The 14929-nt window shown below is 66.4% G+C and carries 10 protein-coding genes and 2 pseudogenes; 9 read left to right on the forward strand and 3 right to left on the reverse strand.

The annotated features are described in order from the left end of the window. Positions 1-347 precede the first annotated feature (347 nt). From ACSYGO_RS46355 to ACSYGO_RS46380, 6 genes and pseudogenes are all read left to right on the forward strand, one after another. Positions 348-1277 carry an alpha/beta hydrolase gene (locus ACSYGO_RS46355; protein ID WP_460390500.1) on the forward strand — a complete coding sequence of 310 codons (930 nt, stop codon included), beginning with the start codon at positions 348-350 and terminating at the stop codon, positions 1275-1277. Continuing rightward, entirely contained in the window at positions 1274-3343 is a 2070-nt protein-coding gene (locus ACSYGO_RS46360; protein ID WP_460390501.1) for a vWA-MoxR associated conflict system protein, read from the forward strand. Before ACSYGO_RS46355 ends, ACSYGO_RS46360 begins: the two co-directional genes overlap by 4 nt. Continuing rightward, positions 3340-4269 (forward strand): AAA family ATPase, encoded by a 930-nt coding sequence (locus ACSYGO_RS46365; protein ID WP_460390502.1) that lies wholly within the window; start codon positions 3340-3342, stop codon positions 4267-4269. The genes ACSYGO_RS46360 and ACSYGO_RS46365 overlap by 4 nt, the downstream gene beginning before the upstream one ends. 61 nt (positions 4270-4330) lie before the next feature. Next, a pseudogene (locus tag ACSYGO_RS46370) lies at positions 4331-5587 on the forward strand (SAV_2336 N-terminal domain-related protein); the annotation flags it as partial. A gap of 474 nt (positions 5588-6061) precedes the next feature. Continuing rightward, a pseudogene (locus ACSYGO_RS46375) lies at positions 6062-7105 on the forward strand (PP2C family protein-serine/threonine phosphatase); the annotation flags it as partial. A gap of 45 nt (positions 7106-7150) precedes the next feature. Further along, positions 7151-7411 carry a DUF742 domain-containing protein gene (locus tag ACSYGO_RS46380; RefSeq protein WP_460390513.1) on the forward strand — a complete coding sequence of 87 codons (261 nt, stop codon included), beginning with the start codon at positions 7151-7153 and terminating at the stop codon, positions 7409-7411. Between the two features lie 663 nt (positions 7412-8074). Here the strand turns inward: ACSYGO_RS46380 and ACSYGO_RS46385 are convergent. Both ACSYGO_RS46385 and ACSYGO_RS46390 read right to left on the reverse strand, forming a co-directional pair. Further along, complete coding sequence (locus ACSYGO_RS46385; RefSeq protein WP_460390503.1) at positions 8075-10693, reverse strand: DEAD/DEAH box helicase; 2619 nt, start codon at positions 10691-10693, stop codon at positions 8075-8077. A 136-nt stretch (positions 10694-10829) separates the two neighbouring features. After that, positions 10830-11186 carry a MarR family transcriptional regulator gene (locus tag ACSYGO_RS46390; RefSeq protein ID WP_460390504.1) on the reverse strand — a complete coding sequence of 119 codons (357 nt, stop codon included), beginning with the start codon at positions 11184-11186 and terminating at the stop codon, positions 10830-10832. A 444-nt stretch (positions 11187-11630) separates the two neighbouring features. Here ACSYGO_RS46390 and ACSYGO_RS46395 point away from each other — a divergent pair, with 444 nt between their 5' ends. Further along, the gene (locus ACSYGO_RS46395) at positions 11631-12314 is read left to right on the forward strand and encodes an AAA family ATPase (protein WP_460390505.1); all 684 of its coding nucleotides are present in this window, start codon (positions 11631-11633) and stop codon (positions 12312-12314) included. Next, on the forward strand, positions 12301-13608 hold the full coding sequence (locus ACSYGO_RS46400) for an ATP-dependent nuclease (RefSeq protein ID WP_460390506.1): 1308 nt from the start codon (positions 12301-12303) through the stop codon (positions 13606-13608). The genes ACSYGO_RS46395 and ACSYGO_RS46400 overlap by 14 nt, the downstream gene beginning before the upstream one ends. A 343-nt stretch (positions 13609-13951) precedes the next feature. Here the strand turns inward: ACSYGO_RS46400 and ACSYGO_RS46405 are convergent, their stop codons facing one another. Further along, complete coding sequence (locus ACSYGO_RS46405) at positions 13952-14080, reverse strand: hypothetical protein (RefSeq protein ID WP_460390507.1); 129 nt, start codon at positions 14078-14080, stop codon at positions 13952-13954. Positions 14081-14146: 66 nt separating this feature from the next. Between ACSYGO_RS46405 and ACSYGO_RS46410 the strand changes: the two genes are divergently transcribed. Beyond that, a partial coding sequence (locus tag ACSYGO_RS46410) for a hypothetical protein (RefSeq protein WP_460390508.1) occupies positions 14147-14929 on the forward strand: 783 nt, incomplete at its 3' end.

Raw genomic sequence — 14929 nt, forward strand, 5'->3', positions numbered from 1 at the left:
GTAGGCGGCGAGCTGCTGTTGCCAGTGGGGGTGTCGGGTTCGGGCAGGCGGCCGCTGCTGACCGACAAGCCGGAGGGCACCCGCTGGCCTCTCGTCTGGCCACTAGTGCTGTCTGGACAGTTCCGTCGAGCATTGGCGAGAGGGGATGTGGTAGCCGACCATGCACGGCATGGCCCGTGCACGGGCTTCGCTTGCTAATCTCGACCTTCTTTGCGTACGCGGACTGCGTCGACTGGCTTTGGATGCCGCGCCGTTGGCTTCGTGCACCGGAGCGGCGGGATGCAGGCGGGGGAGGGGGACCAGGGCGCGTGAAACCAGCCTTGGTATTCATTCATGGGATCGGCGGTATGCGGGATCCCGAGACGGAGTGTGGCTCCTGGCTCGAGGCCTTAGCCGTCGGAGCACGTAAGGCAGGCCATTCGTTTCAGGGCTCTGCACTGGAGCGAAACAGCTTCACCGACACGGCCTTCGCCTACTACGGGGACCTGTTCATCCGTCCACACGCCCAAGGCGGCACGGCATCACCCGGCGACGTGAGAGGCGAAGACGAAGCGCTCCGGCAACTGCTGGAAGAAGTGATCGACACCCAACTGCCGGCTTGTCCGGGCGAATATGAGCGGCGTGTACTGCAGCACGCGCACGCGGAGCTGACAGCTACCCGGCAGTCGCAAGGCAGCGGAGACCTTGTACGGCGACTGGTGAACGTCTGCACCACCCTGCTGGCCCTGCCCGGAATCCGGCGCGGAGGTCAGTGGGCGAGCGGCCGGGTTATGGCGGGTCACCTCGCCCAGGTGACCCGCTATCTGGCCAGAGCAGAACCCGACGACGGGCGCACGCTCGACGAGCGCATCCGAGACCGGGTCCTCAGCTTCCTGAACGAGGACCGACCGACCGTCGTCATCGCCCATTCCCTGGGCAGTGTCGTCGCCCTGGAAGCTCTGCACCAGCATCGGGGTCCGATACCGCTGCTCGTGACCGTCGGATCTCCAATCGGGATGCGCACGGTGGTACATCCCCGCTTGCGACCCCATCCGCCGGCCACCCCGGATTGCGTGGGGCGCTGGCTCAACTACTGGGACCGGGACGACATCATCGCCCCGCGCCCGTGGCTGGAGCGGGACGTGCTGCCCAACACCGTCGGCTGCCTGCCCGTGAGTGACCGGGTGGACTCCGACGGAATCTGGGTGCACACGGCCACCAAGTACCTGGCGCAGGCGAGTGTGGCTGGCCCGGTGGTGGAGGCCATCCGCCTGGCTGGGGAGAGTGCATCGGCATGACTGCCTCGCGGTTACTTCTCATCCTGGCCCCTCAGAATGAGGCCAAGGGGCCTCTGGATGCGTTGGAGGATGCCGCACGCGCCCTGGGCGACGTGTTGCAGCACGACGAACTGGGCCACTGTTCTCCAGCCCTGGCTGACGGGATCGCCCTGCTGTACGGCGCGGACGTGACGCAGGCACGGATCGAGGCCACGGTGCGGGCCGCCGCCCGGCGGGCCGGGGAAGCTGGCGCCACCTTGGTCCTGGTCTTCCTCGGTCACGGGATGGCGCCGCCCGGGCGCCCGGAGCTTTACCTGATGGGAGCCGACGCGCAGCCGGAGGTGCTGAGCACCGCGGTGAACGTCGGACAGCTCATCGTCCAGGCGGCGGAGCACCCGGGCGTCAACGGCGTCATCGGACTGATCGACACATGCCACGCCGCGGGGGCGGTGCCCGACGTCAAGGCTCTCGTGGCCGGAGTGCGGGGCGGGCGCACCCGTGTATCCCTGCTTATGGCCTCGGGTGCCGAACAGGAGGCGTTCGACCTCGTCTTCAGTCGGCAGCTCGCCGAACTGCTGAGACGAGGCATTCCGGGCGCTGGAAAGCAGGCGAGCGTTTCCGCGGTGCGTGAAAAGCTCCGCCACACGGTCATCGGCCAGGACGTTGTCAGTACGGAACACGACGGTGATCACTTGGCGGTGCAAGGCTTGTGGCTGGCGCACAACCCCTGCCACGCCGGCACCGATCGCCCCGGCCCGGGTGCGCTCGGCGCCGAAGACCTCAAGGCAGCGCTGGAAACGGTCGGACCCACCGTGGCCTGGCCGGTGCCCTGGTCACTGACCGAGCTGGATCGGGTACGACACGACATCCAAACAATCAAGGAGACCGGCACGGGAATCGGCCCCGTTGCCCTGCTCCACCGGGCCGTCCATGTGGTGGACGGCCTGCGCATCTGCCTTGCCACTCACTCCTTCCTCACCTCCTGGGCGGGTAGCAAGCTGACCACCCAGCGGCTGCGACAGGCGCTACCCGCGCTGCCCGCCGACGTGTACGCCTTGATGCCCGACACCACTGGCACCGCGCTGCTCACCGACCTCCTCGAACTGCTCGTCCTGCGCGCACCACGGTTCGGCGACAGCCGCACGGCGCTACTCACCAAATTCGTTACCGCGCTGGGCGCCGACGCCGGACTCGACCTCTCCGCTGCCGAGGTCACGGCATGGGCACATGCCTGCGGGGCCCGCATCGAGCTGAACGACGCCCAGGAAGACCTGGCCCGCGGCATGGCCGCGCAACGGCTGCGACTGGTCGTCAGCCTGCATGCCACGGTCGCGGACGACTGGCCCGAGTCGCTGAGCCTGTGGCTGCTGGACGGCCGCGCAGTGTGCGAGCGAGCGGAAGTTGCCTGTGCCCCGACGCAGGCAGCGATTGAGGCGAAGCTAGGAGAGGCCGTCGCCTGGGGGCGCAGGCACGCAAGGCTGCGCCAGGCGCCGCTGAAACACGTGGACGTCGCCGTTCCCACCGCCCTGGTACTGCGCTGGAAGCCCGAGGAAACCGACTTCGGCGTGCGTCTGGGCGTGAACCACGACGTGGTCGTGCGCTGGAGCATGCGCCTGAATCCGCCCGCACACCTATGGTGGATTAACGACCACGCCCGGGCGGGACTGGAGAAGATGAACACCTGTGCGGCCGGGGCACCCGTCGACTGGCTGGCTGAACACGACGCGAGCCAGCCACAGGACCTCGGAGAGCGGTTGCGGGCCGGCCGGTACACACGCGCGGTGGCGTTCGCGCAGCGCCCTGCCCACCTCAAGCAGCTGATGGAACTGCTGCTGGCATATGTGCCGGTCGTGTTGTGGCCCGAGCCGAACCACCACTTCTCCCCTACGGAACAGTCGCTGCTGGACCTTTTCTGGGACCACCTGCCGGCCCAACTGGCCGAGGCCTACCGGCGGCGCTGGCAGGGCGACTGCGCCGCACCGTCCGACCGGCTCGCCGACCTCAGATCCGTCTGGCACGACCTTGAATGGCTCGACTTCTGCAGCTGGTTCGACAGCCACGTCGCCGTACACGGGAGCGTTTCATGACCTGGAGTCCGTACTTCACCGGGGACGGCGTCCCACGCGACGTAGAACTTGCGCCCCCTCCGCCGTGGCGGACGTTCCCCCGCCGGGCGATGGCGACGGAGTTCCAGCCGCCCGAGGGACTAGTGGAGTCCGTGAACGCAGCGCTGCATCTGCGGCGACCGCTCCTGGTCACAGGCCCGGCCGGATCGGGCAAGTCCACCGTCATCGAGCAGGTGGCCAGCGAGCTGAAACTCGGAGACGTGTTGCGCTGGCACATCACCTCCCGCAGCACCCTGACCGAAGCGCTGTACCGCTACGACGCGCTGGGCCGCATCCACGCCCAGCGGCTCGGCCAGGCCGACGGCGTCGATGACATCGCACCCTTCATGCAACTGGGACCGCTCGGCACGGCCCTGCTGCCGTCACCTCATCCGCGCCCGCTGCTGATCGACGAGGTGGACAAGAGCGACCTCGATCTGCCCAGTGATCTGCTTGACGTCCTGGAACGCGGCGAATATGAGATCCCCGAACTCGCCCGCTACCAACAAGACGTCGTCTCCGTCCGGCACTGGGGCGGAGACGAACATCACGACATCAGGCGGGGCCGCGTGCGATGCGCGCAATTCCCCTTCATCGTGATGACCAGCAACGGCGAGCGTGACTTTCCGGCCGCCTTCCTGCGCCGGTGCATCCGCTACACCATGGCACCGCCGACAGTTCCCCTGCTCCGTCAGATGATCATGGCTCATCTGCAGATCGACATCGATGGCGGGGGACCGGTGCGCGACCTCGTCGAGGAATTCGTAGCCCGACTGGAAGGCGGTGACAGCCTGGCCATCGACCAACTACTCAATGCCGTCTACGTGATGTCTGGTAGCTCCGCTCCAGACGGCGCTGGCCGGCGGGAGGTTGCCGCACTGCTCATGCGAGAGCTGTCCCGTGCCTGACCGCTTGTCACGGGTGCTGCAGGGCCTTCACGCAGTAGGGACGGACCTGGACGCTACGGCGATGGCCGAAGCGGTCTGGCTGGCTGCCACATTCCGTGGACCGACCGGCCATCGGCAGTCAGGCACCAACGAGCCGCGGCCGCTACCGCCGGGGGTTGATGGTGGACCGAGCCATCGCTCGCAAAGCGGCCAGGCAGCGATGGACTTACCCCAGCCCGGTGTCGCGATACACGAGCAACTGCCCGACAGCCTTGGCAGTGTGCCGGGTGAGTCGATTGCCGTCACCCGGGGCCCTGCCCTCCCCAACACTTTGGACCTCTTGCGCGCGCTGCGGGCCTACAAACGGCCGTGGGCAGCCGGCCTGCACACAGAGCTGGACATAGAGCAGACGATCGACGGCTACGCGCGCAGCGGTGAACTCATCCCCGCCTTCCGAGCCGCTCCGGAGCGATGGTTCGATCTTCTGCTGATCGTTGACCGGTCTCTGTCCATGCAGGTGTGGAAGGAAACGATCGCCGAGCTGGAACGCGTGCTAGACCACCTGGGAGCCTTCCGGCTCTTGCGCACCTGGGGACTGACGTTCGATGAAGCACGGCCTCTTCTCCATGATCACCAGGGAGCGGTGGCCGGCCCCGATCACGTGCTCTCCCCACAAGGCAGACGTCTCGTCCTGCTCGTCTCGGACTGCTCGGCCCCCGGCTGGTACCACCAGAAGATCTGGAAGCAACTGCGCGCCTGGGCCCAGTCGACATCAGTGGCACTACTCAATCCGCTGCCCCCGAAACTTTGGCGCCGCAGTGCACTTGACCTCCCCGGCGTCTCCGCCACCCAGGCTGTGCCAGGCAACGGCAGCACCACACTGCACTTCGGCATGCCACTGCTCCTGGATGAACCGGCGGACGGCCCGTCTCCCTGGCTCCCGGTCCCCGTCCTGTCGTTGAGCCCACATTCGCTCGGCCGTTGGGCACGTGCTCAGATGCGAGGCGATCCCAGCGGCTGCGACGCAATACTCATTCCCCCCACCGGGCGTGTCCAGCGCGGCAGCACCAACTCCGCCCGCGCCGCACAGATTGACCCGGTCCAAGCGTTTGTCCGGACGGCTTCGCCACATGCGGTCAAACTTGCTGTCCTATGCGCCCTGGTCGGGCGCATCGGTCTACCAGTGGTTCAGCTGATCCGGCACGAGCTCGTGCCTCAGGCCACGGTCGCCGACATGGCCGAGCTGATCACGAGCGACATCGTGTCGCTTCATCCGCAGCAGAACGGCACGTTCGTGGTGGCCTTCCGCGGTGGCGCCGAAGAGGAGCTGAAGCGACTCCTTCCCCAACACGAGGCGTGGCAGTTGTGCGGGATGCTGGAGAAGCATGTGAGCGCCCGCGTTCACGGCACGGTGAGCGTGCCCGCGGTACTGCACGATCCCGCCGCGCTGCAGCACCTGCCTGCCGAAGTGCGGCCCTTCGGCCAGGCCGCCCATAGTGTGCTGCAGGCACTCGGCGTCGGCAATGACGCACAGCAACCAGACGGTATGACCTCGATCTTGGCCGAAGCTACGGCCCGGATCGCCGACGGACTCAACGTGGACGAGATCCTCCATGCCCTGTTTGATTCCGCGGTGCCATTCGTTGCTGACGACCTCATTCTCTACCTCCGCGACCCAATACTGGTCGACGACGAGCGGCCCACCGAACCCATCACGCTGCGGCGATGGGATGACCACCACATCCGGGAAAACTACGGCATCGAGGGCTTCCTGGCGTCATCGGTGTCTCCGCAGTCTGCTCTCCAAGTGATCACCGAGGTGTGCGAGGTTCAGCCGGGCAGCGCGCTCGCGGAGGTGCTGCGCGGGGTGCGCCCGGTCTTCACGGATGCGCTCGCCGCCCTGCCCGAACTCCTCGGTAAGAGCCTGGCGCGGGCAGTGCCCGGAGAGAAACACGCCATCTTCGCCCCGCTGCGGGGCCGGCGCAGTGTGATCGGCGCCGCGCTGTTCCTGCGCCGCCCGGAACGCACCTTCTTCGAGCCAGACGACCTTCTGATCGCTGGACAGCTTGCTACACACAGCGCACTCGCTATCGACAATGCGACGCAGTACAACCATGAGGCGTACATCGTCGACGAACTCCAGCGCAGCATGCTGCCCGAGACGCTCCCACGGCTCGAGGGTGTACGGCTGGCTTCCCGCTATCTGCCGGCCGCCGAGACGGCGCGGGTGGGCGGTGACTGGTACGACGCGATCCCGCTGCCGGGCAGCCGCGTGGCCCTCGTCGTCGGCGACGTCATGGGGCACTCCATGACCTCCGCCGCGATCATGGGCCAGCTGCGCACGACGACGCAGACCCTGGCCAGACTCGACCTGCCCCCGCAGGAGGTCCTGCACCACCTCGACGAACAAGCGCAGCGCCTCGGAACCGACCACATGGCGACCTGCCTCTACGCCGTCTACGACCCCGTATCGCACCGCATCACCATCGCCAACGCCGGCCATCCGCCGCCGGTTCTGCTGCACCTCGGCGGCCGCGCCGAGGTGCTGCGGGTACTGCCGGGGGCGCCGATCGGCGTGGGTGGCGTCGACTTCGAGGCAGTGGAGTTGGACGCGCCAGCCGGAGCGACCCTGCTGCTCTACACCGACGGGCTCGTGGAGTCGCGGCTGCGGGACGTGTGGACCGGCATAGAGCAGCTGCGGGAGCGGCTGGCCGCCACGGCGCAGATGACAGGGCCCGACCACCCGCCGCCGCTCGAGGCCCTGTGCGACGAGGTGCTGGATATACTCGGCCCTGGCGACCGCGACGATGACATCGCGCTGCTGGCCGCCCGCTTCGACGGGATCGCGCCCGGCGAGGGGCGCACCGTGCCGCGATACCAACTGGCCATCGAGGCACTCGTGGTGACCACTGTCGACGATCAGCGGTTGATGGGGTTGCTGCCGGAGCATCAGCGGATCTGCTACCTGTGCCGTGACATCAAGTCGGTGGCGGAAATCTCGGCGCTGCTCTCCATCCCCCTGGGGGTCGCACGCATTCTGGTGTCTGATCTGGCGGAAGCAGGATTCGTTGCCATTCATCAACCGGGAGGAAGCGAGAACGCCGGCGGCCAACCCGACACAAGTCTCCTCGAACGAGTGCTCGGCGGACTTCGTAAGCAGTAGGCGGCCGCCCGGGCTCGGCATACAGCGCGGCCGAGGGGTTCGGGGTAGGTGCGATCGCGACGGCGATGGCGCCAGCGAGGACGAGAACTGCTGCTGTCCCCATCACCCATTGGGCGAGCCTGAAGGCCGACCGTGCTTGGTTGGTCGACAGTCGGTGGTACTCCTGCAGGAGAGTGCGGTTCGCGGCTAGCGGTGCGTCCGCCTGCGGTTGGTAGTCCAACTCCGCCGTCCGCAGGTTGAATTCTTCAACGCGTATTACTTCCTCAAACGCGGCAGTTCGACTGGACCTTCGAACTCCGCCGATGGCGATGGTCACCAAGGCTACGAACAGGCATACGCCGCCCCATATCAAGTAGGCAGGGTTCGGCCTGTAGTTCTCGGGGCTACGCAAGAAGTGCAAGACGAGTAGTTCGCCGCCAGCGAGGGTGCCAAACAGGATGGGTGTGCCGATCCACATATCCCTTCTTTGAGCAGCCCGTCGGGATATCCTTGCTGCGTCAATTCGAGAGACGGCCAAGGCCTTAGCCGTTGCGACCGCCGGACTGTCCGCATTCGCGACGTCTTCGGCCTGCGGTGATGGGTCGTGCTCTACCGCCGGAACATCGTCGCCAGTGGGCTGGTTGCTCATGAGCTTTCCCTGGTCAAGCGGTCTGACGAGATCGTTTACGAAGCCTGTTGCTTCAGCTGACTGGCCTGGAGCAAGGGGAGCCACTGCGATGGGAGTGCTTCTTCGGCCTGAAAGATCTCAGCAAGCGTGCTGACCGGCAGTGTGCTGATGGTGCGGCCGCGAGCGGTCCGCCACGCTCGAGCGAGACGGTCGAGGATTTCCAGGACGGTGGACGGCCGGACGAGGTAGACGTAGTCCTCGGCGAGCATGCGGGCTGCAGGCAGTACCTTCGGTTTCGGTGACATGAGCAGGGCGATCGACCCGCTGGGGGCGGACTCTTGCCGTTCTGTCTCTGTGTACCTCAAGTGGGCTTGTGCCTGGCGGACGTTGTCGGGGCCGACTTCTCCGGTGGTGGAGGCTTCACTCTTTGCTTCCCAGGTGATCCATCGGGTGTCGTCGAAGATCCAGACAGTGTCCGGTGCGGCGGGCTCGGCGTCGTCGTCGTTTCCGTAGCTCCTTGAGGCGCCAGCGAAGGTGCCGAGGCTGACGAGCCCGGCTTCGTAGGCGCGGTATTCGGTGCCTGCGAGTCCGGCGCGGGTTTTGTTGAGAGCGGCTTCGAAGTGGTCGGCGCGGTGGAGGTCGGTGTGGGAGGCGATGCCGCGCATGGCGGCCTCGTCCACCGGGTCGAGCACTCCGAGTGTGGGTGCGTGTGCCTGGTCGCTGGGGGCGACGAGGTGAGCAAGGAAGTTGGATGTCTGGCCCCGGCGCTGGAGGTCCCGGTAGTAGCGGGCTGCGGTGTCCTTGTACGCCTGGTCACCGGTTTCTTGCGTGAGGCGTTCGGCCAGGCTGTAGCCGAGGTAATTCCACAAGGCGGCATATCGCTGCGGGGTGCGTGCGCCGGCGAGTTTGTCGAGGACTCTTTGGACGGCGGTCAGGGCCCACTCCCACTGGCCGTTCCAGATCGCGTTCCAGGCGTCCACCTCGTGCCTGGCAGCGTTCTGCAGTTCTGCGGCGCTGGGTGCGGTGGTGCGGGTGTATTCCTCGCGAGCGGTGACGATGTCGCCGTCGACGTCGGCCCACTCTTGGCCGTGCTCTTGGAAGACGCGGAGATTGTCGAGCATCTCGGCTGAGGAGGTGCCCAGGCTGTTCCGCCTGCCGAATTCGACCTCGGCGTGGACTTCTGGGTGCAAGGCGGCCTGGTGGTCTGGCCCGGAGAGGTATGAAGTCAGCGCCTGGCCGAGCACCATGACAGCGGCCCAGTCGCGGTTGTTCCGTGTGGCGCGGCCAGCGCCCTGCACGATGCGGGCTCGGATGCGTTCTTGGAGTACTTCGGTGGCACCGAGGGATTCGTGCAGGAAGCGTTCCTGGAGATCCCCCCTCGCGGGCAGGCCGTCGAGGACGACGAGGCGACAGTGGTCTCCGGGTAGGTCTATGCCGTCGTAGCGGTTGGTCAGGACCAGGAGGGCCTTGTCCCGGTCCGTAAAGACCTTGAGATCGTCTTCGACGTCCGCGGCTTCGAGGACGGTACGGCCGACGGGGGTGTAGCGCGCTTTGAACTGCTTGGCAGTGCGGGTGTCTGGGGTCAGGGCGACGGCCCGGCTGGTACCGGCGATGACGCCGGCGACGAAGTCGGGCAGCTGGCCGGGCGCCGAGGCCATGTCGCTGGTGAGTTCAGGGAAAAGGAAGAACCGGCGCCCGGTTCCCTGCTTCTCCCAGCCCTTGGGGACAGGGATCCGTGCGATCTTCTTGCGGCGGCCGAAGGCGCGCTCCAGTTCGCCCCCGTCCCCGAGGGTGGCGCTCATGTAGATACGGCGCGCGGCACCGCTGAAGGCCTGGTGGTGTCCTGTCGGTGGGATCAACGGACGGATGAGGATCTCGCCGTAGGAGAGGTACACCTGGCACCGGTCCAGACGTCCTTGTAGGAGTTTCCAGGCGTGCGTGGCACTGGTGCTCAGCTTGTCCGCGCGGGAGGCGGTCGCGACAACCTGCTCCAGGAGGGCGGCCTGTTCGGCGATACCGATGGGCGAGGCAAGGTACACGTACGAGGACTGGGAGCCGTCCGCGTCCGGAGTGCTCAGTCGGGTGTAGACCAGCGGGTCGACGGCGGTCCGAACGGCGGAGAGGACGTCCTTGTACGCATCAGGTTCGGTCTTTCGGGAGATGCTCAGGCTCCATGGGCTGGCCACGTACCCCTCGGCGGCATGGGCATCGTCCAGGATCAGCATCGCCGCGTCGTCGATGGCGGGGTTGGAATTGAAGACGTGGCTGTAGACAGTGACGGCAATTGCCTCACCACCTACGTACCTATTACGATCCGCCTGATTCCAAGTGGCCACCTTGTTGATGAGGAGCACATTCGGGATTCCGTAGTCGTAGAACGCTGCTGCAGTCTGGCGGGCCAACTGCCTTGTGGGGCAGACGTATGCGACGCGCTCACCAGATTTCCGGCGTTGAAATTCGGCAATGAGACCACCGACGAGTGTCTTACCCGCGCCGGTGGGCAGCTCGATTGCCACATCAGGCTCGTCCGACATCCCTCGATGCCAGTCTCTGAGGACGTCCTGCTGGTGCCCCCACACCGCTTCCGGCCCACGATTATTCAGGGCCAGAATCCGATACAGATCCACCGGGTCATCCGACATGGCAAAGTCGGCGGGCCTGCGCTTGAACGCCAAGATTGACTCCATTCCCTCCGTCGAGTAAACGACAGACTCGACGCAAATCCCCTAGCAACACCCAAGGCGACAGCCACCGCACCTTCACGCGGAGCCCCCGGGCCAGGTGCCAATCGCAGACAGCTGGGTGGTGCCGCTACCCGACAGCGTGAAGAGCGCCCCGGCGCGAGGCCACTGCCCTCTTCTGTTCCTCGCGTGCGCGGCGCTCCTTCGCCAGTTCATCCTGGTACATCTGCACGGCCTCGTGATACCGCTCAACGAAATCGGGGGCGTTGAGACGTTCGGCCGGGTCCATGTCGGCGATGGCAGCGGCGCAGTCGGCAGGTGTGAGGTAGCCGGCGAGCATGGCGTTGAGCTGGTAGACACCGTTGCGGGTCTTCTTGACGAGCTGCGCGAGGTCGAGGAGCGCAGCTTCATCAGGGCTCGGTGGCGTTGTGCTGGTGGCCCGAGAGTGGAAGGCCTCCTGGGCGGCGGCCGAGCGTCGGCAGGCCACTGGAGACCGCCCGAACGCTGCGCCCCTAGAGCTCAAGGGAGCCGGTGACCCGGACGGCGCCAGGAGCCTTGCGGACACACAGGCGCAGCCGCCTGCTCTGGCCCGGCTTCGTCGGCCGGAGTGATCACTTCGGTAACGCCAATGCGGTGTGCTTCTGGGCGGTGGCGCGGCCGTCGGCCAGGCGCCGCTGGTGTTGCTCGCGTGCGACGCCGGGCAGGCAGCTGCCGGTTGGTCGGTGCGCTTGGGGCGCCGCGGCCGGCCGCCCTTCCGAGGCAGGCGCCGCAGCTGCCAGCACGTCCGTCGACAGAATTTGGGACACCGCTGTCAGTGTCGGGATTCATACTGGCGGATTAAGCCATAACACGCGGTACCTGTCCCGTCTGGCACGGGTTGCGCGCTGCAACGAAACAGACAAGGACAACGGGGTCCTTGGAGGGGAGTGCCATGCTGGTGACGTCAGTGGAGATCGAGGCGTTTCGCAACATCACGAACAAGCAGACCATGGCGGTCGACCCCCAGGTCACGTGCCTGATCGGCAAAAACGAGTCGGGCAAGACAACCGTCCTCAAGGCTCTGCATCGGCTGAATCCGGCCAACAACGCCGACGACTTCCATGTCACCACCGACTATCCGCGGCGGAACCTGTCCAGGGACCGGCGCACGAAGGATCTCGACACGTTCGCCCCAGTGACGGCTGTCTTCGATCTGGAGGACGCGGATTTCGACGCGATCGAAGAAGTGGTCGGTGTACGGCCGCCAGCGGGGGCGTACGTCAAGGCGTCACGCCTGTACGACAGCAGTCTCCGAGTAGAGGTGTACTGCGCCCTAGAGGACGTCCTGGCGGACGTTTTCGAAGAAGCCGGCGTCGACGATGAAGACGATCAGAAGGCCATCGCCGCGGACCACACGACCATCGAGGCTGTGAGCGCAGCGGCGAAGGCCCGGGCGAAGGAAGTGGGCGGTGGCAAGAAGACGGCCCGGGTCAAGGCGATCGAGAAGGTCCCGACCGAGTTGGACCAGCGCAAGCAGTACGTCGAAGGGAACCTCGACGACGGGCAGCATGAGCAGCTGATCGAGCTGCTCCCGAAATTTTTTTTACTTCTCCACCTACGAGATGCTCTCCGGTGACTGCGACCTCCACGCGCTCGCCGAACGCGCGAAGGCCAAGCAGTGGGAGCGCGGCGATGAGACCATGATGTCCCTCCTCCGCCTCGCAGGGGAGGGGCCGGACGACTTCCTGGACGACGACTACGCCAGCCGCAAGGCCGAGCTCCAGGCCGCCAGCCTGGACCTGAGCGCACAGGTATTCGAGTACTGGAAGCAGAACCAGGACCTCACCGTCGTCTTCGACACCGACCTGATCCCCATGCCCCCGGATGCCAACGGTCAGCCGCAGCCCCACCACCGGCTGCTCAAGATCGAGCTGCGCGACGACCGGCACGGCGGCGTGGAGACCAACTTCTCCACCCGCTCCACCGGCTTCCAGTGGTTCTTCTCCTTCCTCGCAGCGTTCAGCGCCTACCGCGACACCGATGAGCGAGTCGTCGTCCTGCTCGACGAACCGGGCACCAGCCTGCACGGCGAGGCCCAGGGCGACTTCCTCCGGTACGTCTACGGGGAGCTCGGACCTCAGCAGCAGGTCCTCTACACCACCCACTCCCAGCACATGATCGACCCCACGCGGTACGAGACGATGCGTGCCATCCACGACCAGGCGACCCGCGACGACTCGAATCTGGGCGTGGTCATCACCTCGGTGAGCCTCTCCGCGGACCCCAAGACGATCCTGCCGGTAGAGGCGGCGCTCGGATACTCCGTGGCGCAGCACCTGTTCCTTGGAGCTGGCCCGCTCTTGGCCGTGGAAGGCAGCAGCGACTTCATCTTCCTCATGCGATTGTCCGACTACTTGATCAGTCAGGGCCGCACCGGCCTCGACCCCCGGCTGGCCATCATCCCGGTCGGCGGCATCGGCAACATGCCAGCCTTCATCGCCGTCATGGGACGCCGATTGTCCGTCCGCGCACTCGTCGACGGCGCCGAGACCACCAAGGTGACCACCAAGGTCCTCAGCGCAGCCCAGGCCTCCAACGTCGATGCCACCCACATCACCGTCATCGGTCAACTCGAAGGGCTCCCCGAGACGGCCGACATCGAGGACCTGTTCTCCACCAAGGACTACCTCTGGCTCCACAACAGGGCCACCGAGGTCACCATCAACGAGGAGGACCTGATCACACCCGACACGCCTCTCCCGATCCTCAAGCGCATCGGGATCGCCCGGGAGCGGCAGCACAAGCCGCGGGACTTCGACCACGTCGGGCCCGCGCACCAGCTCACCCAGGACAAGGACGCCTTCTTCGCGCAGGTCGACGACGAAACCCTTAACCGCTTCGAGACGGTCTTCAAGAAGCTGACGGCCTAACCCCTGCCGGCAGCGGGGGCCCCAGGACCATCGCGGCTCTGGGGTCCCGCTGTCGGCCTTACGCCCACTCCGTGCCCAGCTTCCGCAGTGCGTCCAGCTGCTTCGCGTTGAGCTTGTCCCGCCGGGTCTTGGTGTTCGAGACCTATACGCGCAGTTTCACGTTCACCGGCTCTGTCTCGCCGTCGACCGCGGTCTCTTCGCTGTGGCCGCGCGGTATAGGCCGGTGGGCGCCTTCCCATTCCACCCATTGCGCGAGGGCTGCCAGGCCCCGCTGGAACGCCTGCTCCGCCTTGCCCGGGTCCCTTTCGTCGAACGCTTGGCCGCTGGGGCGGGAGACGGCGCCTCAAGCGGCTGCACGCCCAGCCGGGACAGCCAGGGTGATCAGGTAGTCGACCGGGCTGCGGACGTCTTCGACCCGCTCGGCCGGGTTCTCCAGGTAGCGCGACTCGCCGTCGCAGCTCCAGGAACTCATCCGGGACTGAGACGCGAATGCATCACTGAGGGCCTGGAGCCGTCCCCAATAGGTGATGATGTTGCGGTGAGTCTGGACCTGAACAACTACGAACTCCTCTGGCCTGCATCGCTGTTCGCGTCCGAAGGCGAACGCGTCCTCCGGTCCACGGGCCCCTGGCAGGGCCGGGCGATATGGCTCATGACGGAGGCCCTGGCTGGCACAACCGCAGTCGCCGACTTTGAGGACCTGCCCAGCCACACCGCGCCGACAGCTGATCCCTGGGCGACCAGTGCCACCGGCTGGGGCACCAAGCAGGCGGTCATGGACCAGCGGGACTGGTTCACCGAGCTCATCAACCGAGCCTCCGACCTCAGGCACGCGACCGCGCCCCGGCCATACTGGCCACAGCGCCGCGGAAAAAACGGACTTACTCACGACGGCAGTACCCCGCGCGACATCCGGCGTGACTTCGCCCGGCTCATCGGCGAGTTCACCGACAGCGGCTACCTGGTTGAGGTGTTCGGCGAGGAATGCGTCGACGACTACAGCGAGCGGCCCGACGCTTCCGAGGTGATCGACAGACGCCTGGGCATCCCGGACCTATGGCCTCTTGCACCGGAGACGTGGGACGAGGACACCTTCTACGGACTGATCGAGGTGTTCCATGACCTTGTGAGCCGCCCCCGCATGCGGCGCTACCACTCCTACAGCAACTGCGGATGGCACCACTCGGAGTTCCACAACGGCCCGGCACGCATCCTGTACCGGTGGAAGGTCAACCAGCTGCTCCACGAGGCAGGCATCGAGTACGAACTGGCTGCCGAAGGCGAGGACCTCGGGCGCCTGGTCAGTGTGCGACGTGTCTCA

It is taken from the genome of Streptomyces krungchingensis (assembly GCF_054729265.1).

Coding starts and splice junctions, on each gene's coding strand:
- ACSYGO_RS46355 (WP_460390500.1), top strand. CDS start 348: ATGCGGGATCCCGAGACGGAGTGTGGCTCCTGGCTCGAGGCCTTAGCC.
- ACSYGO_RS46360 (WP_460390501.1), top strand. CDS start 1,274: ATGACTGCCTCGCGGTTACTTCTCATCCTGGCCCCTCAGAATGAGGCC.
- ACSYGO_RS46365 (WP_460390502.1), top strand. CDS start 3,340: ATGACCTGGAGTCCGTACTTCACCGGGGACGGCGTCCCACGCGACGTA.
- ACSYGO_RS46395 (WP_460390505.1), top strand. CDS start 11,631: ATGCTGGTGACGTCAGTGGAGATCGAGGCGTTTCGCAACATCACGAAC.
- ACSYGO_RS46400 (WP_460390506.1), top strand. CDS start 12,301: ATGCTCTCCGGTGACTGCGACCTCCACGCGCTCGCCGAACGCGCGAAG.
- ACSYGO_RS46405 (WP_460390507.1), bottom strand. CDS start 14,080: ATGAGTTCCTGGAGCTGCGACGGCGAGTCGCGCTACCTGGAGAACCCG.